The 18,736-nt window shown below is 69.8% G+C and carries 17 protein-coding genes; 6 read left to right on the top strand and 11 right to left on the bottom strand.

The genetic code is table 11. The features are described 5' to 3' along the window. Nucleotides 1–40: 40 nt before the first annotated feature. A complete protein-coding gene (locus tag ACFOYY_RS10740) occupies nt 41–1,033 on the bottom strand; it encodes an aldo/keto reductase (protein ID WP_386189618.1) in 993 nt (330 codons plus the stop codon). A 94-nt stretch (nt 1,034–1,127) separates the two neighbouring features. Here ACFOYY_RS10740 and ACFOYY_RS10745 point away from each other — a divergent pair, with 94 nt between their 5' ends. Then, nucleotides 1,128–2,129 carry a methyltransferase gene (locus ACFOYY_RS10745; protein ID WP_352014043.1) on the top strand — a complete coding sequence of 334 codons (1,002 nt, stop codon included), beginning with the start codon at nt 1,128–1,130 and terminating at the stop codon, nt 2,127–2,129. Beyond that, on the top strand, nt 2,126–2,869 hold the full coding sequence (locus ACFOYY_RS10750) for an SDR family NAD(P)-dependent oxidoreductase (protein WP_352014044.1): 744 nt from the start codon (nt 2,126–2,128) through the stop codon (nt 2,867–2,869). The genes ACFOYY_RS10745 and ACFOYY_RS10750 overlap by 4 nt, the downstream gene beginning before the upstream one ends. Before the next feature lie 469 nt (nt 2,870–3,338). On the opposite strand, the gene ACFOYY_RS10755 is transcribed toward ACFOYY_RS10750, so the two are convergent. Next, complete coding sequence (locus ACFOYY_RS10755; RefSeq protein WP_362785463.1) at nt 3,339–3,914, bottom strand: TetR/AcrR family transcriptional regulator; 576 nt, start codon at nt 3,912–3,914, stop codon at nt 3,339–3,341. Between the two features lie 70 nt (nt 3,915–3,984). On the opposite strand from ACFOYY_RS10755, the gene ACFOYY_RS10760 reads away from it, so the two are divergent. Beyond that, nucleotides 3,985–4,878 carry an NADP-dependent oxidoreductase gene (locus tag ACFOYY_RS10760; RefSeq protein ID WP_386189620.1) on the top strand — a complete coding sequence of 298 codons (894 nt, stop codon included), beginning with the start codon at nt 3,985–3,987 and terminating at the stop codon, nt 4,876–4,878. Nucleotides 4,879–4,900: 22 nt separating this feature from the next. Here the strand turns inward: ACFOYY_RS10760 and ACFOYY_RS10765 are convergent, their stop codons facing one another. From ACFOYY_RS10765 to ACFOYY_RS10805, 9 genes are all read right to left on the bottom strand, one after another. After that, nucleotides 4,901–6,673, bottom strand: coding sequence for an ABC transporter ATP-binding protein (locus ACFOYY_RS10765; protein ID WP_386189621.1), 1,773 nt, complete (start codon nt 6,671–6,673; stop codon nt 4,901–4,903). Then, entirely contained in the window at nt 6,670–9,252 is a 2,583-nt protein-coding gene (locus ACFOYY_RS10770; RefSeq protein ID WP_386189622.1) for an ABC transporter ATP-binding protein/permease, read from the bottom strand. Before ACFOYY_RS10770 ends, ACFOYY_RS10765 begins: the two co-directional genes overlap by 4 nt. 488 nt (nt 9,253–9,740) lie before the next feature. Further along, nucleotides 9,741–10,205 carry a tetratricopeptide repeat protein gene (locus ACFOYY_RS10775; RefSeq protein ID WP_386189624.1) on the bottom strand — a complete coding sequence of 155 codons (465 nt, stop codon included), beginning with the start codon at nt 10,203–10,205 and terminating at the stop codon, nt 9,741–9,743. Between the two features lie 89 nt (nt 10,206–10,294). Beyond that, nucleotides 10,295–10,642, bottom strand: a complete 348-nt coding sequence (locus ACFOYY_RS10780) for a DoxX family protein (RefSeq protein ID WP_386189625.1) — start codon at nt 10,640–10,642, stop codon at nt 10,295–10,297. A 339-nt stretch (nt 10,643–10,981) separates the two neighbouring features. Next, entirely contained in the window at nt 10,982–11,545 is a 564-nt protein-coding gene (locus ACFOYY_RS10785; protein WP_386189626.1) for a GNAT family N-acetyltransferase, read from the bottom strand. A 278-nt stretch (nt 11,546–11,823) separates the two neighbouring features. Further along, a complete protein-coding gene (locus ACFOYY_RS10790) occupies nt 11,824–12,501 on the bottom strand; it encodes a GntR family transcriptional regulator (RefSeq protein WP_352014052.1) in 678 nt (225 codons plus the stop codon). A gap of 61 nt (nt 12,502–12,562) precedes the next feature. Continuing rightward, nucleotides 12,563–13,306, bottom strand: a complete 744-nt coding sequence (locus tag ACFOYY_RS10795; protein WP_352014053.1) for an alpha/beta fold hydrolase — start codon at nt 13,304–13,306, stop codon at nt 12,563–12,565. Nucleotides 13,307–13,400: 94 nt separating this feature from the next. Then, nucleotides 13,401–14,258 (bottom strand): 3,4-dihydroxyphenylacetate 2,3-dioxygenase, encoded by an 858-nt coding sequence (gene hpaD, locus ACFOYY_RS10800; protein ID WP_352014054.1) that lies wholly within the window; start codon nt 14,256–14,258, stop codon nt 13,401–13,403. Beyond that, nucleotides 14,258–14,665: a hypothetical protein gene (locus ACFOYY_RS10805; protein WP_386189628.1), complete on the bottom strand. Its 408-nt coding sequence runs from the start codon at nt 14,663–14,665 to the stop codon at nt 14,258–14,260. The genes hpaD and ACFOYY_RS10805 overlap by 1 nt, the downstream gene beginning before the upstream one ends. 170 nt (nt 14,666–14,835) lie before the next feature. On the opposite strand from ACFOYY_RS10805, the gene ACFOYY_RS10810 reads away from it, so the two are divergent. The 3 genes from ACFOYY_RS10810 to hpaE are packed head-to-tail and all read left to right on the top strand — an operon-like array spanning nt 14,836 to nt 18,683. Next, nucleotides 14,836–16,257, top strand: coding sequence for a fumarylacetoacetate hydrolase family protein (locus ACFOYY_RS10810; protein ID WP_352014056.1), 1,422 nt, complete (start codon nt 14,836–14,838; stop codon nt 16,255–16,257). A gap of 48 nt (nt 16,258–16,305) precedes the next feature. After that, nucleotides 16,306–17,217, top strand: coding sequence for a 4-hydroxy-tetrahydrodipicolinate synthase (dapA, locus tag ACFOYY_RS10815; RefSeq protein ID WP_386189629.1), 912 nt, complete (start codon nt 16,306–16,308; stop codon nt 17,215–17,217). Next, nucleotides 17,217–18,683 carry a 5-carboxymethyl-2-hydroxymuconate semialdehyde dehydrogenase gene (gene hpaE / locus ACFOYY_RS10820; RefSeq protein ID WP_352014058.1) on the top strand — a complete coding sequence of 489 codons (1,467 nt, stop codon included), beginning with the start codon at nt 17,217–17,219 and terminating at the stop codon, nt 18,681–18,683. The genes dapA and hpaE overlap by 1 nt, the downstream gene beginning before the upstream one ends. The last annotated feature ends 53 nt before the right edge of the window (nt 18,684–18,736 follow it).

The following is an 18,736-nucleotide window of genomic DNA, read 5'->3' on the forward strand; positions in this document are numbered from 1 at the left end:
AGCCGCCGGGAAAGGGCGGCCGGGACGCCGAACGGAGTCGTCAGGCCTTGTTCGGGGCGTCGGTGCCCCAGGAGGCGTCGGGGGCGACCACGCCCTTGTCGATCCACAGCGACCCGACCGCGGAACGCAGTTCGTCGCCGTGCCGTTCGAGCAGTTCGAGAGCGCCCAGGTTCTCGTCGAGCTGCGCCCTGCTGCTGGCGCCGAAGAGCACGTTCGCCGCGGCCGGGTGGGTCAGGGTGAAGGCGATGGCCAGCTGGGCCGGGGTCGCGCCGAAGCCCTCGGCGATCCGCTTGACCTCGGGGTAGGAGTCACGGATCCGGTCGCGGATGCCGCCCGGGTCCGCGCCGATCTTGCGCTGCGGGTTCAGCTTGCCCGCCAGGATGCCGCCCTCGAAGACGTCCGAGGCCTGCAGCCCCATACCACCCTCGGTGAACAGCCTGCCGTACGGCGTGCCGTCCGGCACCGAACGGCGGGCGAGGCTGTACTTGAGCTGCGCGAAGGACGGCGGCTCCATGCCCTCGGCGATGGCGAAGTCACGCGCGAACCACAGGTCGTCGGCCGACCAGTTGTTCACGCCCCAGGTCTGGAAGCGCCCGGCCCGCACCAGCTCGGCCACGTCGGTGACCACGGCGCGGATGTCCAGGTCGCCGAAGAAGTCGCCGACCACGACGGAGTCGGCCCTGTCGGTCCCGATCCGGGACAGCGAGGTGTCGATCTGCTCGGCGAAGGAGGACTTGGGGTACTCCCACAGCCAGAGCTTGCCGCACAGGAGGTAGTCGTCCCTGGCCACCCCGGCCTCGACGACGGCCTCACCGAAGATGATGTCGGTGACCGCGTTCTCGGCGTGCGGACCGAAGTTGTAGTGGGCGACGTCGAAGAGGTTCACGCCACGGTCGACGGCGTAACGGATCAGGGCGACGGCGTCGTCCCGCTCCATCCTGTCCCAGGTGTTCCAGGAGCCGAGACCGAAGACCGGAACCAGGGGGCCACGCTCACCGAGCCGACGCCGGGGGACCTGACCTGAGTACTCCACAGAGAACCTCCGATGCCGATGTGCGACCCCTGGTCGCTGCCTGGTGAATCGTATAGTATTCCCAATATTGTTTGGAATCAAAGGAGCGCATCGCATGTCGTCTCTCCCCGACAGCACCTCGTCCGCGAGCCCCTCGAAGATCGTGGACGTGGCCATCGGCTACATGGCCGCCAAGCAGCTCTTCGCCGCCAGTGAGGCCGGAGTGTTCGCGGCGCTGGCCGACGGTCCCGCGACCGCCGCCGAAATCGCCGAGCGCGCCGGGATCCCCGCGAACGTCGCCAGGATTCTCGCCGACGCGATGTCGAGCCTCGACCTCCTCACCCGCACCGACGGGGTGTACGCCAACACCCCCGCCACCGCGCGGTACCTCGCGGGCTCCGCCGGCGACCTCGACCTGCGTAAGTTCCTCGCCTTCCTCGACGCCGTCAGCTACGGCCACTGGCTCGGCTTCATCAACACCGTCCGCACCGGCAAGCCCGGCGACCTGGACATGTCCGGCGACCGCATGGACATCTTCATGGGCGGCGTCATGACCTACAACGCGCTGCACGCCAAGATGCTCGCCGACAACTTCGACTTCTCCCCCTACACCAAGGTCCTCGACTACGGCGGCCTGTCCGTCTCCTTCCTCGTCGAGGCCCTGACCGCCAACTCCGCGCTCAACGGCACCTTCTTCTCCGGCGGCCCGCTCGTCGAGGCCGCCAGGGGCGTGCTGGCCGAGGCCGGCCTGAACGAGCGCGTCGAGATCGTCGAGGGCGACCCGCTGCAGGGCGACATCCCCACCGGCTTCGACCTGGTCTTCCTTGAGCACGTCGCGCACCGCTACGACGACGAGCAGAACAGGACCATCGTCAAGCGCGCCCGCGAGGCGGCCGTCCCCGGCGCCAAGCTCCTGCTGCTCGACTTCTTCCTCGACAACGACGACAAGCAGCGCAGCATCGACGCCCTGCACGCCGGTGAGTACCTCACCATCGACGGCACCATCGTCTACCCCGAGGACCAGGTCCACGGCTGGCTGACCGAGGCCGGCTGGACCCCCGTCGAGACCCTCGCGCTGCCCGGCAGCCCCCGCGTGATCGTCGCGGAAGCCCGGTGAGCGGCGCCGAAGGACGCGTCGTCCTCGTCACGGGCGCCGCGAGCGGCATCGGCAGGGCCGTCGCGGAGGCGTTCGCCGCCGCCGGTGACCGTGTCGTCGTCGCCGACGTCAACCGCGCGGGCGCCGACGAGGTCGCCGCCGAGATCGGCGGCCACGCCGTCACCCTCGACGTCACCGACCCCGAGAGCGTCAACGCGGCCGTCGAGGAGGTCGCCGAGAAGCTCGGCACCGTCGACGTCCTCGTCAACAACGCCGGCCTCGTCGCCGGTGGCGGCCTCCTCGTCGACCTCCCCTTCGAGGTCTTCGACACGGTCGTCTCGGTCAACTTCCGCGGCACCTTCACCGTCACCAAGACGGTCGCCGCGCAGATGATCAAGGCGGGCAAGGGCGGCTGCATCGTCAACATCAGCTCCATCGGCGCCCGCCAGCCGACCCCCGGCATGGGTCACTACGAGGCCACCAAGGCCGCCGTGGACGCGCTGACCCGCACCGGCGCCGTCGAGCTGGCCGGTCACGGCATCCGCGTCAACGGCGTGGCCCCCGGTCCCGTGCACACCCCGATGACCGCCGGTCTGATGGAGAACGCCGAGGCCCGGGAGGCGTGGGAGTCGCGCATCCCGCTCCGCAAGATCGCGACCACCGAGGACATCACACCGCTGGTGCTGTTCCTGGCCTCCGCGAACGCCGGTCACATCACCGGCACCGTGGTCCAGGTGGACGGCGGCCAGCTCCTGGTGTGACCCCAGAACAACACAGCCCGGCGCACCGTGGGGGGGCGCCGGGCTGTGTTTATGGTGCTGCCTTCGGCAGCACTGGGTCCGGGCGCTTCGAGCCAACGCTTTCCCTCGTCGCTCATCCGCTGCGCTCCTTCGCTCCTCAGTCCAAGCGTCGGCGCGCCCGAACCGACATTCCTCACACCTGGCGCCGGTACCCCGAACTCTTCACGCTTGGGGTTGGTGCGTATGGACCGAAACTTCTTGCGCGTGGGGGTTGGTAAGGCGCGGGCCGAAACTTCTCGTGTACGGCGTCGGCGCCTGAACTGAGGTCTCTCGTCCGTGGCACCGGGTGTGTCCGGATCGGAATCCCTGCTGATCGGCGTGTCGTCGGGTGTGCGCGGTCGCGTGGTGGGGTTCGGCGGGGGGCGGAGGGAGAGGGCTTCTCACCCGGCCGGATGTGGACAGGCCGGGTGGCGGGATCCAAGTCCGAGGGTTACCCCTTGGTGGCTGACCAGGCGGCTTCGATCATTTGGAAGATCTCGTCCACGGCGGCTTCCGGGTCGGGGGCCTCGCGGGCCAGCGCGTAGGCGTCGACCACGAACCTCGCGATCGTCCGGCAGGCCGTCGTGGTGCGTGCCAGGTCGGGATCGGCGGCGATGGCCGTCGCCAGGGACTCCGCGTGGCGCAGTCTCATCGACTCCTCGTACTCCCGCAGGGCGGGTGTCTTGTCGATCATGCCCCAGATCGGGGTGCCGCTGTTCGACGCGCAGTGGCGCACCATGGCCCGGATCTCGCGGCGCAGCGCGGGGATGAGCGGCTCCTGCGGCGCCCGGTCGGTGACCGCCTGCCTGAGGCGTCGCTCGAAGTCCTCGTCCTGCCCGAACACCAGGGCCTCTTTCGAGGCGAAGTGCGAGAAGACCGTGGTGACGGCCACGTCGGCCTCGGCCGCCACGTCCCGGATGCCCACCGCGTCGTATCCACGCTCCAGGAAGAGACGCAGGGCGGTTTCGGCGATCTTCTGGCGGGTCGCGGCCTTCTTGCGCTCGCGGCGCCCGGACGGCACGGTCATGCCATGATGCTATCAGATACGAAATAACAACGGTTTTAAAAGGCTAACCGTTAGTGCTACGGTCGGCGGCATGAGGAAAGTGAGCTTCGCCGTGTTCGGCGGCCCGGACGTCCTGCGACTCGTGGACGCCGAGGAGCCCCACGCGGGACCTGGGAAGATACGCGTCGCCGTACGGGCGGCGGGGGTGAACCCCGTCGACTGGCGGATTCGCGAAGGCCAGTTCCAGAAGGCCCGTCCGATCGAGTTGCCCGCCGGGGTCGGGCTGGACGCCTCCGGGGTGGTGGACGAGGTCGGCGCGGGCGTCGAAGGGGTCAAGGTCGGTGACCACGTGTTCGGCGAGGGTTCGAGCACCTACGCCGAGTTCGCCGTGCTGTCGGCCTGGGCCCCGATGCCCGAGGGACTGACGTTCGAGGAGGCGGCCGGATACCCCTCCGTGGTGGAGACCGCGCTGCGCGTCATCGACCAGGTCGGTGTACGGCCCGGGCAGACGCTGCTGGTCAGCGGCGCCTCCGGCGGAGTCGGATCGGCGGTGCTGCAGATCGCCCGTGACCGTGGCATCACGGTGATCGGCACAGCCGGGGCCGCGAACCAGGACTACCTACGCGGCCTGGGCGCCGTCCCCACGACATACGGCGAGGGCTGGGTCGAGCGGGTGCGACGGCTCGGTCGTGTCGACGCGGCCCTCGACCTGGCCGGCTCCGGCGTGATCCGCGAACTCGTCGAACTGACCGGGGATCCGCAGAAGGTGATCTCCATCGCCGATCTCGGCGCGCCGGAGTTCGGCGTCCGGTTCTCCGGCGTGGCCGGAAGCGTGCCGGACGCGCTCGCCGAGGCCGCCGACCTCATCTCCCGGGGGAAACTCCACATCCCCGTCGAGAAGTCGTACACCCTCGCCGAAGCGGCGGCGGCACACACCGACAGCCAGGCCGGTCACGCCCGCGGACGCCGGGTCATCGTCGTCTGAACCCTCTCCTTCGGGGGCCGGTTCAGTCCGGGTCCGGGGAGAGGACCAGGTCGTGGTCGGGGGCGGCCGAGCGCAGGCGCCAGTCCTGTCCTTGTTCCTGGTGGCGGCAGAACTCGGCGAAGCGGCCGTTGGCCGCGCGCAGTTCCGCCGGGGTTCCCTGTTCGACGATCGCGCCGTCCTCGACGAAGAGCACCCGGTCCGCGTGACGGATGCCGCCCAGGCGGTGGGCGACGATGACACGGGTGCGTCGCCGTACGTCCTGGCTCAGCGCCTGGGCCACGGCGGCCTCGTTCTCGGTGTCCAGGGCGCTGGTCGCCTCGTCGATCAGCAGGATCGGCGCCGGTTTGAGCAGGGCACGGGCGATGCTGACGCGCTGCCGTTCACCGCCGGAGAGGGCGGCCCCGGCCTCGCCGACGTCCGTACGCTCCCCGTCGGGCAGCCGCCCGACGATCTCGTCCACCTGGGCGAGCCGCATGACCTGCGCGACCTGTGCCGGTTCGGCGTCCGGGTCACCGGCGAGGACGTTGTCGCGGATGGTCCCGCCGAACAGGTACGGATGCTGGAAGACCATGCTGGACAGCCGCTGCCGGGTGGCCGGGTCGAGCCCGGAGACGTCCTGGCCGTCGATGAGGACGCGTCCCCGCGAGGCCTCGTGGAAGCCCGCGACGAGAGACAGGATCGTGCTCTTCCCCGAGCCGGAGGGGCCGACGACGGCCGTGGTCGTCCCCGGTTCGAGGCTGAAGGACAGGTCCCTGAGCACCTCGTCGTCGCCGTAGCCGAAGCCCACCCCCTGGAACTCGACGCGCGGCGCGTCCCGGCCGGGGGCCGAAGCGGCGGCTGAAACAGGGGGTGCCGGGGCGTCGAGGATGGCGCGCAGGGTGTCGAGGGTGCCCCGGACGGACTCGATCGCGGGTGCCAGCTCGCTGATCACGGTGAAGGGTTCGAGGAACCGTACGGCCACCACGACGAGCGCCACGGCCTGCGGCGCTCCGAGGCTCCCGTCGAGGTGGAGCAGGGTGACGGCTCCGGCGAGCGCGACCAGCGCCACCTGACCGGCCAGGCCGAACAGCAGTTGCCCGGGGATCTGCAGCAGCACCAGGCGCAGCGCCGTACCGCGCTGCGCGACGGCGGCGGCTCCCGCGCCGTTACGGGCCGGTTCGACCCTGCGGGCGGCGCGCAGTGCCTGCTGGGTGCGGGCGAACTCCAGGACGCGCTCGGTCAGCGCGCTGTGCGCGGCCGTGTCGGCGGCGTCGGCCGCGCGGGTGATCCTGGTGGTCGCCCACAGCGCGGCCAGCAGTCCCACGACGGCGACCCAGGCGGCGGCCCCGAGCTGCCAGGCGAAGCCCGTCAGGCCGATCGCGATCACGACGGGAAGCAGGACGGCGCTCAGCAACGGGGTGAGCAGGTTGGCGACGAGCCCGACCAGTTCGGGGCCGCAGGCGGCGACGGCCTGCCTGGCGGTCGCCGTGCGTTCGGCGGTGAACCAGCCGAGCGGGATGCGGGTGAGCCGGTCGGTGAGGTCGCGTTGCACGGTGCCGAGCAGCGTGAACCCGATGTCGAAGCCGATGCGGGACACGGCCGTGTCCACGGCCCACACGAGCACGACGCTCACGGTGAGCGCGCCCAGCCACGGCAGCGCGTCGGCCGGAACCGTGGAGAACAACGCGCCGAGCAGGGGGACGAGCAGCAGGCAGCCGACTCCCCGCAGGATCGCGGAGACCACGGTGAGCAGGGCGTACCCGACCACCTTGCCCCGATCGGTCGCGGGGACGAGCCGGACGAGGGTGCGGATCATCGGGACACCTCCGCCTTGGCGGGTACGCTTCCCCGGCTGTCCCACAGCCTGCGGTAACGGCCGCCGGACGCGATCAGCTCGGTGTGGGTGCCGGTCTCGGCGACGCGACCGTGGTCGAGGACGACGATCTGGTCGGCGTCGACGACGGTGTGCAGGCGGTGCGCGACGACGAGCACCGTACGGCCTCGGGTGAGCCGGGTCAGGGCCTGCTGCACGAGGTGTTCGGACTCGGGGTCGGCGAACGCCGTCGCCTCGTCGAGGACCAGCACCGGGGTGTCGGCGAGCAGGGCACGCGCGATGGTGAGGCGCTGCCGTTCCCCGCCGGAGAGTCCGCCGTCGCCGTCCAGCACGGTCTCGTAGCCGTCGGGCAGCCGCAGGATCCGCTCGTGGATCCGCGCGTCCCGCGCCGCCGTCTCGATCTCGGCCGTGGTCGCCTCCGGCCTGGCCAGGGCGATGTTCTCCCGTACGGTTCCGTGCACGAGTTGCGCGTCCTGGAAGACGAACCCGACACGGGTGTAGAGGTCGTCACCGGACATCGCACGGATGTCGCGTCCCCCGACGGTGACGGCGCCGGAGTCCACGTCGTGGAAGCGGGCCAGCAGTCCGGCGAGCGTCGACTTGCCCGACCCCGAGGGACCGACGAGCGCGGTGACCGTACCCGGCCGCAGGGTCAGCGAGACGTCGTGGATGACGGGTTTGCCGGGCCGGTAGCCGAAGCTCACCCCCTCGAAGCGGACAACCCCCCGCTCCCCCTCCGGTTCCACCGCCTCAGGCCGGACGGCCAGTTCCTTCTCGCCGAGGACGACGGCGATACGGCGGGCCGCCAGGACGCCCGCGCGGACGCCGCCCATCCCGAGGCCGATGCCCAGCAGCCGCGCGCCGAAGGTGGTGCCGAGCAGCAGGAACGGCAGCAGCGTCGCCGCCTCCATGGCCCCGGAGACGACCATGGGCGTGCCGACGACCATGATCAACCACAGGAAGGTCATCGGGCGGGTGACCAGGTCGATGAACGTCTTCTTGCCGATGAACGGCCGCTGCCAGCCGTCCAGGAAGCCGATGTAGGACTCAAGCTCACGCCGGAAGGAGGAGGCCGCGACGCCGCCGAACATCCGGATCACCGGCTGTCCCGCGAAGAAGGCGGCCGACTCGTTGCCCATCCGCTCCGCCCACCGGGACGCCTCGGCGATCTTCGGGCCGCTCTGGAACATCATCGCGGCGAAGGCGAAGAGATACACGACGATCGGGACGAACAGGACGAGCGCCAGCCGCCAGTCGGTCGCGAACAGGTAGACCAGCACCGCGACCGGGGCGACGACGGCCGCGACCCCGTCGGGGATGGCGTGCGTGACCAGACCGTGCAGCTCCAGCGTGTCGTCCTGCACGAGCTTCTTGACCGCCCCGGAGCCACGCCGGGTGAACCAGCCGAGCGGCAGCCGTACGAGCTTGCCGAGCAGCCGGTGACGGACCCGCGCGCCGAACCGCGCGTCCACGACATGCAGCCACACCGTCAGCGCACCGCCCAGCAGCGCTCCGGCGCCGAAGACGACCAGGAAGGCCACGGCGGTGCCCCACAGCCGATCCCCGTCGGCCCCCGCGAGCAGCAGCCGCGCCAGCTCCGCCAGCAGCACGAACGGCGCGAGCTGCACCAGCGTGACGACCCCCTGCACCACCCCGGCGACGATCATCGCGGTCTTCACCGGCGCGAGCAGCTCCTTGGCCGCCTGCGACCGCCACCGCCCAGGAACCCGCCCGTCCTGCGCCACGGAAGCCGACCCGCCAGCCCGCACATCCTCCTGCCCGGTGGCCTCCCCCTCAGCAGGCCGTACGGCGGGTGCCTGCCCGGTCGCCTTCTCCTCGTCGGTACGGCGCAGCGAACCCATGGCCCTGCCGTACGTCCAGTAGGCCTGGGCGTAGGTGTCGGCCTTGGGGAAGCCGAACCTGTCACGCAGGGTCCTGCGCAGGTGCTTGAGGGAGCCCGCCTCGGTCGCCGCCCAGGCGTACCAGTTGGACCAGTCACGCTCGTCGATCGCGGCGGCCAGCGAGGTCTCGCCGTCCCTGGGCACCCACCGCACCCGCAGCCCCGGGTGGGAGGCGAGCGGGATCAGCTCGTCCTCCTCGTGCTGTTTCTCCAGGTAGAGCGCGATCTCGGCGTCGTCGGGCAGCGCGGCGACGATGCCGTTGATCGCGGGCACCGAGGCGGGGTCGCCGACCAGCAGATATCCCGCAGGCGGCTCGTCCGGTACGGCGAAGCGCGAGGAGCCGAACGACATCACCTGGACCTCGTCGCCGGGCTCGGCCCTCCTCGCCCACACGGTCGCCGGTCCCGCGGGCTCGTGCAGCACCACGTCCACGGCGAACTCACCGGTCTCCGGCTCGCACGAGACAAGGGTGTAGGCGCGCTGATGCTCCCTGTCGGACCCGGTGGGATCGGGGAACCAGAACCGCAGCCACGCGGTGGGGCCGACGGTGACGTTCTCGAACAGGGTCGGCGCCGACATGTGGATCCGTACCATGTGCGGCGTGACCATGGACGTCCGCACCACGGTCGCCACATGGTCACGAGCCCCGAAGCCGCGCATGACGGCTCCCTGGAAACCCCGCGCGGCCATCACCGCGCCCCCTCCGTAGCCTTCATGGCCTTCAGGCCCTCGGCAGCCCGAGGCATCGGGTTCGCCATGGCCGTCGGTCTCGCCGTGCTCCCGGCGACCGTCCCACGGACCACCGCCGTCATGTCCGGCGCGTATCCCCGGCGCGGCGGCGAGGTGATCCGCCCTCCAACCCCGGTCTTCTCGATGTCGCGCACGGTGGTCCGCCCGGGACGCCCGACAACCCGCCGTTGCGACACCACCGCGCCCCCTAAGGTAAGGCTAACCTTCGTTAGGGGCATAACCTAACAGCAGCAGGACCTCCCAACCACCCCCAAACCGGAGAATCCACCACTTACATCCAGCTTTCCGGCTAATCCCGCCATAAGTCGAAGGTGACGTCGTGACACACGCACCAGCACGGAGGGCACCTCACCACCGGCGACAAGGTGTGCTCTGAAATCTCGGCTTCAGCCGCGCGGTCAGGCGGGCTCGCCCAACTGTTCGGCCAACCGCTCCAGGCCACCTCTGATGAGCCGCCCGTACCCGTCGTCGTCGAGCGCGCCGACCCTCGCCCGCGCCTGCTGGAGATGCTCACGAGCGCGGTCGAAATCGCCCAGCTTGCGGTAGCACTCGCTCAGGTTCAGATGCAACGACGGATACAGACCGGCCGCAGAAAGGGGTGACCCGGCCTGGGCCACCCGCTCGTCGGTGAGGAGATCGGCGGCGGCGAGCGCCCGCAGATCCCACATCAGCTCCTGCCGCACGTCGTCCTGGACGTCGGCCATCGAGTGGGCGAGGACGCAGACATGCAGCGGATCGCCCTGCTCACCGCCGATGTCATCCCAGATCCGCGCGAACACGTCACGAGCGGCTTCGCGTTGGCCCTGGTGGTGGTGCAGCTCCACTCCCTGGCCGATCCGGGTCATCGTCGGGTCTGTGGTCACAGTGGCTCCTTCACCGTAGCGGGACGACCGCGGTCAGCCTACTTCCGCCCTTTCCGCTCCCCTGAGGGCCGATCGGACACGTGCCGCTGTCAGGCGAGGTGTCCCAGCGCCAGGGCCGCGATCACCGGGCCCATGTACAGCAGGGGGAAGACCACGGTCGAGTACGAACGCGCCCTGAGCACGGTGACGACGGCCCCGGCGAAGTACAGCACCAGGCCGACCCCGGCCGCCACGCCGACGACCGGCACGAACAGGCCGGCCAACAGACCCGCGGCCCCGGCGGCCTTGGCCGCGCCGAGCCAGGTCCACCACGAGCGGGGGACACCGTAGTCCATCAGCGGCTTCACGACCCATTCGGCGCGGCGCAGGAGGGAGAAGGCGGAGAAACCCACCCAGAGGGCGGCCAGGACGGTGACGACGGTGGCGGTGGTGGACATGGGGACACTCCCTGTTCGGTGCTTCTTGTGGCACCGATCCTGTGGGCCCCGGTTGATGATTCCGCGATGCGCCGACGATGCGCGGCCTCCCGACCGGCCCGGCTCAAGCGACACCCCGTTCCGCCCAAGAGCCGAAACTCACTCAACGAGCGCCCCGCCCCCACGCTTTCGCACCGCCACGAACCCTTCAGGGTGATGAGGGACCCGCCGCCCCAGACCACCCGGGCCGGATCGTGCTCACCCGGTTGCGGACCCTTCAGGGTGATGAGCAGGTCCGTCACGGCCTTTACGGCCCGGCCAGCGGAGGCACGTCCGAAAGCCCCGCGCCCACAGCGGTGATCAGGCCCTGAACGCGGACAGGCGTGTGACGCAGAGGGCCTGTTCGGCGTCGAATTCCTCGAACGTGGTGGTGAGGTGGAAGCCGAGGCGTTCGGCGAGTTTCAGGGAGCGTTTGTTCGCGGTCTGGGTCACGAGGACGACCGGCTGGTCGGGGAACTCCTCGGCCGCCGCGCGCAACGCGGCCGTCGCCGCCTCGAACGCGTACCCCGCGCCCCACGCGCCGCGCCGCAGGACATAGCCGAGGACCAGTTCCTCGCCGTCCTCGGTGACCCGCTGCGGGTGGTCGGTCCACCAGCGGGCGAGCGTCAACGTCCCGATGACCTGGTTCGTCGTGTTGTCCGCGATGACGTAGTTACCCGGCCTGGTCGTCGCGCCGGAGGCCATGACCTCGTCGAAGTGCCGCTCGACCTCACCCAGAGGCCGGGGGCCACCGATGTACGCCTGGACCTCGGGATCGGTCGAGAGCTCGACGAGCCCTTCACGGTCGCCATCGTGCAACGCCCTGCGCAGCAGGAGCCGCTCCGAGAAGACCTCCGCGACGGAAAGCGCAGGCAGCTGCTTCATGACCATGACCCTAGAACACGGCCCTTTCCACAGCTTCCGCACTTGCCCACCCCAGAAGGCCTCCACGCCCCTACTCGCCCCCCTCGGACGCCGCCTGTCGCCTCATTCTCTCCCGACGCCCAGCGTGAGGAGTTCGGGGTACCGGCGCCAAGTGTGAGGAGTGTCGGTTCGGGTGCGCCGGCGCTTGGACTGAGGAACGCAGGAGCGAAGCGACGGAGTGACGAGGGAAAGCGCAGGCTCGAAGCGCCCAAGCCCGCGCCGCCGAAGGCGGCGCAAAACTACACAGCCGTCACATGGGCGTTGTGCAACGCCTCGGCCGTGGCGATCTTGTGGGCGCAGGCCACCCGTTCGATCTCCTCCGCCGGGGCGCCCATCGAGATCAGGTCGAGCATGTGCTCGTGCTCGACCACCGAACGCCGGGCCCGTCCAGGAACGTAGGTGAAGCTCGAACGCCGCATGTGGTCCAGCCGTGCCCACTCCGACTCAAGCAGGTTGGCCAGGTGGTCGTCCGGACAGTACTGGTAAATCGAGAAGTGGAACTGCCGGTTGAGGGCCGTGAAGGAGGTCGGGTCGAACTCCTCAAGGGCTTCGACCATGCGGGCGTTGATCTCCCGCGACTCCTCGATCTGCTCGGGCGACATGAGAGGGGCGGAGATCGCCGTGGCGTATCCCTCAAGCCGGGCCAGGACGTTGAGCGTGTGCTCGACCTGGGTCGAGTCGAAGACGGCCACGCGTGCGCCGATGTTGCGCACGACCTCGACGAGTCCTTCCGACTGCAGTCGCCGTACGGCTTCGCGCAGCGGGATCGTGCTGACTCCGGTCTCCCTGGCGAGCTGGTCCATGACCAGCCGGTAGCCGGGGCCGTACGTTCCGTCGAGGATTCGTGAACGGAGCAGCCCGTAGCTGATCTCCGCCTTCGACTCCTTGGCCTTGGCGGTCTTCTTGACCACTCTCACCGGTGTCCCCTCATCTTTAACCCTGGGCCGCTGCCCTGGTGGGCGCCCGCCCCGTTGGTGATCACCGGCTCAGCGCCCTCACGACGATGCCACGGAACTCGGCACCCGTGAGCGCGCCGAAGTGGTCGCCCGGGACGGTGAGCAGCTCCGCTCCGTCTACCAGACCGACGATACGCTCGATTCCGTTCGTCATCATGTCGTCTTGGCCGACGACGAAGACCGGCGGGGTCTGGCCGGGCCATCCCTTCGGGTCGAACGGGCTCCCGGCCAGGCCTTCGACGACGAGCGCGAGACCCGGCGCCCGCTCGGGGCCACGGGAGCCGACCATCCCGGCGATCATCCCGGTGAAGGGGTCCTCGGGCTGCACGCCCTCGGCGACGGCCTTGTGGAGGGCGGCGATGTCCACCATGGTGAAGGGCTCGACGGGGCTGAGCCCGCCGAGTACGGCCCGGCGCACGCGCTCCGGAGCCGCCTCGGCGACCGCCCAGCTGAGCCTGGCGCCCAGCGAGTAGCCCGCGATGTCGAACGTCTCGACGCCCGCCTCGTCCAACACGGCCAGGATGTCGCGTGCCTGCGCCGGGGCGCCCGCCTCCTCGGCGGAGTCGGAGGCGGGGCTGGCGCCGTGGGCGCGCAGGTCGACCACGACGGCGGTGCGCCCGGCGTCGTTCAGCGCGGCGACGGTGCCCGGCGCGACCCAGTCGGTCTCGCCGTCGGAGGCGATGCCGTGCAGGAGGAGCACGGGGGGCAGGTCGACGGGGTGGTCAGAGGGGAAAACACGGGAGGCCAAGCCCTGTCGGTCCTGCATTGGTCGCGTACTCCTCGAAGAGTCTTTCACATACGATTTCTTATCGTACTGCACGTCTCCGATCTCCGCCGGAAGACGTCCGTACCCCTGGGGATCAGGAGACCTCGGCGGGCAGGGGGAAGTCGACGACCACCTGGCCGGTGCCGCTGCTGCCGAAGTACGGACAGAGCTGCTCGCCGTTGCCGGTGTAATTCTCCCAGCCGAGCAGACCGAAGAGCATGGCCGTGTCGGCCATGGCACCCTCTCCCGTGCAGCGCTTGTTGTAGTCGGGCAGCATCTCCAGGAACTCGGCCGTACGGCCCTGCGTCCACATGTCGAGGACGCTGATGTCCACCTGCCGGTTGATCTCGCTGCTCACGTCGTCGAGCATCGACTCGGCGATCTCGTTGGCCGGGAAGGCGTGCGACAGCGAGCCACTGGCCAGGAAGGCCACTTTCCTGTCACTGCGGCGGATGGCCCGCATCAGCGCCTCGCCGATCCTGCGGTTCTCCTCGATCGTGGAGTACATGTTGCAGCCGATCGGCAGCACCCGGATCGAGGAGTCCTTGTTCATGAAGTACATCGGCACGAGAGTGGCGTACTCAAGGCCGAGGTCGTTGTAGTCGTGGACGCGTGCCTTCTGCCCGCCCGCGACGATCTCCTCACGGACCAGTTCGGCCAGCTCGGGGTCGCCCTGGTAGTCGTAGGCCAGGTCGTGGATGAAGTGCGGCAGCTCGTGGCTGACGTAGGTGGCCTGGTGGCGTTCCTTGCCGTTGAGGTGGAAGCCGATGCTGTTCAGCCAGTGGGTGTCGGCGACCAGGAAGGTGTCGGCCCCACGCTCGTGGGCCCGCCTGCCGATCTCCGTGAGTGCCAGCTCGGCGTTCCTCCGGATGCCGAAGTGCTTACCGGGCTGAATCGACAGCCAGATCGACGGCACATGCGTGATCTTGGCCGCCATGACGAGCTCTCCCATCACGACCCTCCCAGGTGTGTCCAGACGCCCTTGACTTCTGCATAGGCGACGATGGCGTACGGTCCCATCCCCCGGTCGTGGCCGCTGGTCGCGGCATCCGGGACATGGATCATGTCGGTGAGGACGGCTCCGGCCCTGTCCCCGGCCGTCGTGCGGTGGGGGGTGGACAGGTCCCTGGTTCGGACGAAGGCCGTGGCGAAGGTCGCGGGGCCGTACTCCGAGGTGCTGGCACGATCCACGATGTCGTGGGGGGCACCGGGGTCGTTCTCAGACAGTATCCGGACGATCGGCCGGTGTGTCCTCCGGGGCGTCACCGCCCGAACGCGGGCCGTACCCGCCGCGAAGAGGCCGTCGGCGGCCGTGCGGGACACGGGAACGCGCCCGTCTCCGCTGGCCAGGTCCGTCATCTGTCGATCTCCTCGGGTCCGTCCGGTGCTCGTGTTCCCCCGCGGTGGGTCTCACAAGCCCGAACACCTCCAAATCATGTACGAATTCAAATATCTTTGTCTATAGCCCGACGTGACCTCATCGCGTATCATGCATGATGTCGTATACGATTTAACTCAGGGAGGTGGCCGTGGATCACCCGCTCGGCCTGACGCCAGGAAAGATCATCGCGGTCCATCTCAACTACCGCAGCCGAGCGGCCGAGCGTGGGCGTACCCCGGCGGTCCCCTCCTACTTTCTCAAGCCCGCCTCCTCACTGTCCTGGTCGGGTCGGCCCGTCGTCCGGCCCGCGGGCTGTGAGCTGATGGCCTTCGAGGGTGAGATCGCCATCATCATCGGCACCCGGGCCCACCGGGTCTCCCCCGAGGAGGCGCTCGGCCACGTGGCCGGTTACGCCGCCGCCAACGACTTCGGGGTCTACGACTTCAAGCACGCCGACCTCGGCTCCAACCTCCGCGCCAAGGGCCAGGACGGCTACACGCCGATCGGCCCGGCCATCCTCAAGACGGACGACCCGTCGAAGCTGTGGCTGCGCACCTACGTCAACGGGGACCTGGTCCAGGAGGCGTGCGCCGACGAGCTGCTGTTCGGCTTCGACCTGCTGATCGCCGACCTGTCCCGGCTGATGACGCTCGAACCCGGTGACATCATCCTGGCCGGCACCCCTGCGGGATCGACCGTCGTGCAGCCCGGCGACGTGGTCGAGGTCGAGCTTGAGGACACCGGCAGGCTCCGCAACGAGGTCGTCGCCGACGAGGGCCCCCTGCCCCCCTACGGCGTGCAGCCCAAGGTCACCGACCAGCTCAAGGCCGCCGCGTACGGCTCGACCCCCGTCCCCGGCGCCGAGAAGGCGGGCGTCCTCGACGAGGATCTCATCGCGGCCCTGAAGTCCGTCTCCACCGCGACGATCTCCTCCCAGCTGCGCAAGCGGGGCATCGACCACCACTTCATCGAGGGCGTCAAGCCCGCCAGGCCCGACCTGCGCATGGTGGGCGTCGCCAGGACGCTCCGCTACCTCCCGCTGCGTGAGGACGTCTTCGCCGAGATCGGCAACGGCATGAACGCGCAGAAGCGCACCGTCGAGGAGATCCAGCCGGGTGAGGTCCTGGTCATCAGCGCCAGGGGCAACCACGGCGCGGGCACGCTGGGCGACATCCTCGCGCTGCGCGCCCTGCGCCGCGGCGCCGTCGGCGTGATCACCGACGGCGGCCTGCGGGACAGCCCCTCCTTCTCCAGCCTGGACATGCCCTCCTACTACGGGGTCGCGCACGCGGCCGTGCTCGGGCGCAGGCACGTCCCGATGGACTCGCAGATCCCGGTGGACTGCGGCGGCGTGCTGGTCATGCCGGGTGACGTCCTGGTCGGCGACGCGGAGGGCGTTGTCGTGATCCCGCCCCGGCTGGTCGCCGAGGTCGCGCGCGACTCCGTCAAGCAGGAGAAGGAGGAGCGCTTCATCTACGAGCGAGTCGACGAGGGCGCCTCTGTCGACGGCCTCTACCCGATGAACAAGGCCTGGCGCCAGGTCTACGAGGAGCAGGCAAGCGCCGAGTGACCCTGACCCCCGCGAAGACCGACCTGTAGCAGCACAAGGAGTGATCACATGAAGTTCCGTTCGGATCCCGCGAGCATTCGCGGGTCCCTCGCCCCCGTGGTGACCCCGTTCACCGCGACGGGCGAGCTCGACCTCGACTCGCTGCGTGCCCTGGTCCGCTGGCAGCTCGACCAGGGCTCCCACGGCATCTCGATCGGCGGCTCGACCGGTGAGCCCGGCGCGCAGAGCGTCGACGAGCGGATCGCCGCGATGGCCGCCGTCGCCGAGGAGACCGCCGACCGCGTGCCGTTCCTGCCGGGCACCGGCTCCGCCAAGCTCGACGAGACCATGCGCCTGACCGCGGAGGCCGAGCGTCTCGGCGCCGACGCCGCCCTCGTCATCACCCCGTACTACGCGCGTCCCACCCAGGAGGCGCTCTACAGCTGGTACTCCACGGTCGCCAAGGAGTTCCCCAGCCTGCCGATCGTCATCTACAACGTCCCGTCGCGGACCGCGGTCGACATCGCCCCCGAGACGGTGGCCAGGCTCCGCCGCGACCACGACAACGTCGTGGGCATCAAGGAGACCACCAAGGACTTCGAGCACTTCTCCCAGGTGCTCCACAAGTGCGGCCGTGACTTCCTGATGTGGTCGGGCATCGAGCTGCTCTGCCTGCCGCTGCTCGCGATCGGCGGCGTCGGCTTCGTCAGCGCGGTCGCCAACCTGGCCCCGGCCGCCGTCGCGAAGATGTACACCGCCTATGTCGAGGGCGACCACAAGACCGCCCTCGACCTGCACTACGCCCTGCACCCCCTGGTCGAGCTGCTGTTCGTCGAAACGAACCCCGCCCCTGCCAAGTGGGTCCTGGAACAACGCGGTCTGATCGCCTCCGGTCATGTCCGCCCGCCTCTGATCACGCCCACCGACGCGGGGATCAAGCGGATCAACGAACTGCTGGCCCAGAGTGAGGGAGTGGCTTGATGAACCTGCAGCACTACATCGGCGGGGAACATGTCCCCAGCGTCTCCGGCGCGACGTTCACCGCCCTTGAGCCCGCGACCAACGAGGAGTACCTGACGGTCTCCGCCGGTCAGGCCGAGGACATCGAGGCCGCGGTCGCCGCGGCCCGCAAGGCCTTCACCGAGGGCCCGTGGCCGAAGATGCCGGCCCAGCAGCGCGCCGGCGTCCTGCGCAAGATCGCCGACGCGATCGAGAAGCGGGACGACGAGATCGCCTCCCTGGAGTGCCGGGACACCGGTCTGCCGATCACCCAGGCCCGTGGCCAGGCCCACCGCGCCGCGCAGAACTTCCGGTTCTTCGCCGACGTCATCACCACCCTGGGTGAGGACGTCTACCGCGTCGCCTCCGCCCAGCTGAACTACGTGATCCGCAAGCCCATCGGCGTCGCGGGCCTGATCACCCCGTGGAACACCCCGTTCATGCTGGAGACCTGGAAGCTGGCGCCCGCGCTCGCGGCCGGCTGCCCGGTCATCCTGAAGCCCGCCGAGTGGTCCCCGCTGTCGGCCAGCCTCCTTCCGGCCATCATGGAGGAGGCGGGCGTGCCCGCCGGTGTGTTCAACATCGTGCACGGCATCGGTGAGGAGGCGGGCGCCGCCCTGGTCGCCCACCCCGACGTGCCGATCATCTCCTTCACCGGTGAGACCACCACCGGCCAGATCATCATGCGCAACGCCGCGGACAACCTGAAGACGCTGTCGATGGAGCTCGGCGGCAAGTCCCCGCTGATCGTGTTCGACGACGCCGACCTCGACCGCGCGCTCGACGCCGCCGTCTTCGGTGTCTTCTCCCTGAACGGCGAGCGCTGCACGGCCAGCTCCCGCGTTCTGGTCCAGGACACCGTCTACGAGGAGTTCGTCCAGCGCTTCGCCGAGCGCGCCTCCCGCGTGAAGGTCGGCGCCCCGGACGACCCGGCGACCGAGCTGGGCGCGCTGGTCCACCCCGAGCACTACGCCCGGGTCATGGAGTACGTCCAGATCGGCATCGACGAGGGCGCCCGTCTGGTCGCCGGTGGCTCACGCCCCGACAGCCTGCCGGTCGGCAACTTCCTGTCGGCCACGGTGTTCGCGGACGTCTCGCCGAAGATGCGGATCTTCCAGGAGGAGATCTTCGGCCCGGTCGTGTGCGTCACGCCGTTCTCCACCGAGGAGGAGGCGCTGGAGCTGGCCAACGACACCCGGTACGGCCTGGCCGCCTACCTGTGGACGAACAACCTGCGCCGCACGCACAGGCTCGCCCAGCAGATCGAGTCGGGCATGCTCTGGGTCAACTCCCAGAACGTCCGTGACCTGCGCACCCCGTTCGGCGGCGTCAAGGCCAGTGGCCTCGGCCGTGAGGGCGGCAAGCACAGCATCGACGTCTACACCGAGTCGCACATCGTGCACGTGGCGACCGAGGACCTGCCGATCTCCCGGTTCGGCGTCTCCTGACCCTTCTCCGGTCCGGCGCCCCTGGCCCGGACCGTTCCCGCCGGGCCGTACCC

The sequence above is a fragment of the Streptosporangium jomthongense genome (assembly GCF_042650425.1).
Lineage (GTDB): Bacteria > Actinomycetota > Actinomycetes > Streptosporangiales > Streptosporangiaceae > Streptosporangium.

Coding starts and splice junctions, on each gene's coding strand:
- ACFOYY_RS10745 (WP_352014043.1), top strand. CDS start 1,128: ATGTCGTCTCTCCCCGACAGCACCTCGTCCGCGAGCCCCTCGAAGATC.
- ACFOYY_RS10755 (WP_362785463.1), bottom strand. CDS start 3,914: ATGACCGTGCCGTCCGGGCGCCGCGAGCGCAAGAAGGCCGCGACCCGC.
- ACFOYY_RS10760 (WP_386189620.1), top strand. CDS start 3,985: ATGAGGAAAGTGAGCTTCGCCGTGTTCGGCGGCCCGGACGTCCTGCGA.
- ACFOYY_RS10765 (WP_386189621.1), bottom strand. CDS start 6,673: ATGATCCGCACCCTCGTCCGGCTCGTCCCCGCGACCGATCGGGGCAAG.
- ACFOYY_RS10770 (WP_386189622.1), bottom strand. CDS start 9,252: ATGCGCGGCTTCGGGGCTCGTGACCATGTGGCGACCGTGGTGCGGACG.
- ACFOYY_RS10780 (WP_386189625.1), bottom strand. CDS start 10,642: ATGTCCACCACCGCCACCGTCGTCACCGTCCTGGCCGCCCTCTGGGTG.
- ACFOYY_RS10785 (WP_386189626.1), bottom strand. CDS start 11,545: ATGAAGCAGCTGCCTGCGCTTTCCGTCGCGGAGGTCTTCTCGGAGCGG.
- ACFOYY_RS10795 (WP_352014053.1), bottom strand. CDS start 13,306: ATGCAGGACCGACAGGGCTTGGCCTCCCGTGTTTTCCCCTCTGACCAC.
- hpaD (WP_352014054.1), bottom strand. CDS start 14,258: ATGGGAGAGCTCGTCATGGCGGCCAAGATCACGCATGTGCCGTCGATC.
- ACFOYY_RS10805 (WP_386189628.1), bottom strand. CDS start 14,665: ATGACGGACCTGGCCAGCGGAGACGGGCGCGTTCCCGTGTCCCGCACG.
- dapA (WP_386189629.1), top strand. CDS start 16,306: ATGAAGTTCCGTTCGGATCCCGCGAGCATTCGCGGGTCCCTCGCCCCC.
- hpaE (WP_352014058.1), top strand. CDS start 17,217: ATGAACCTGCAGCACTACATCGGCGGGGAACATGTCCCCAGCGTCTCC.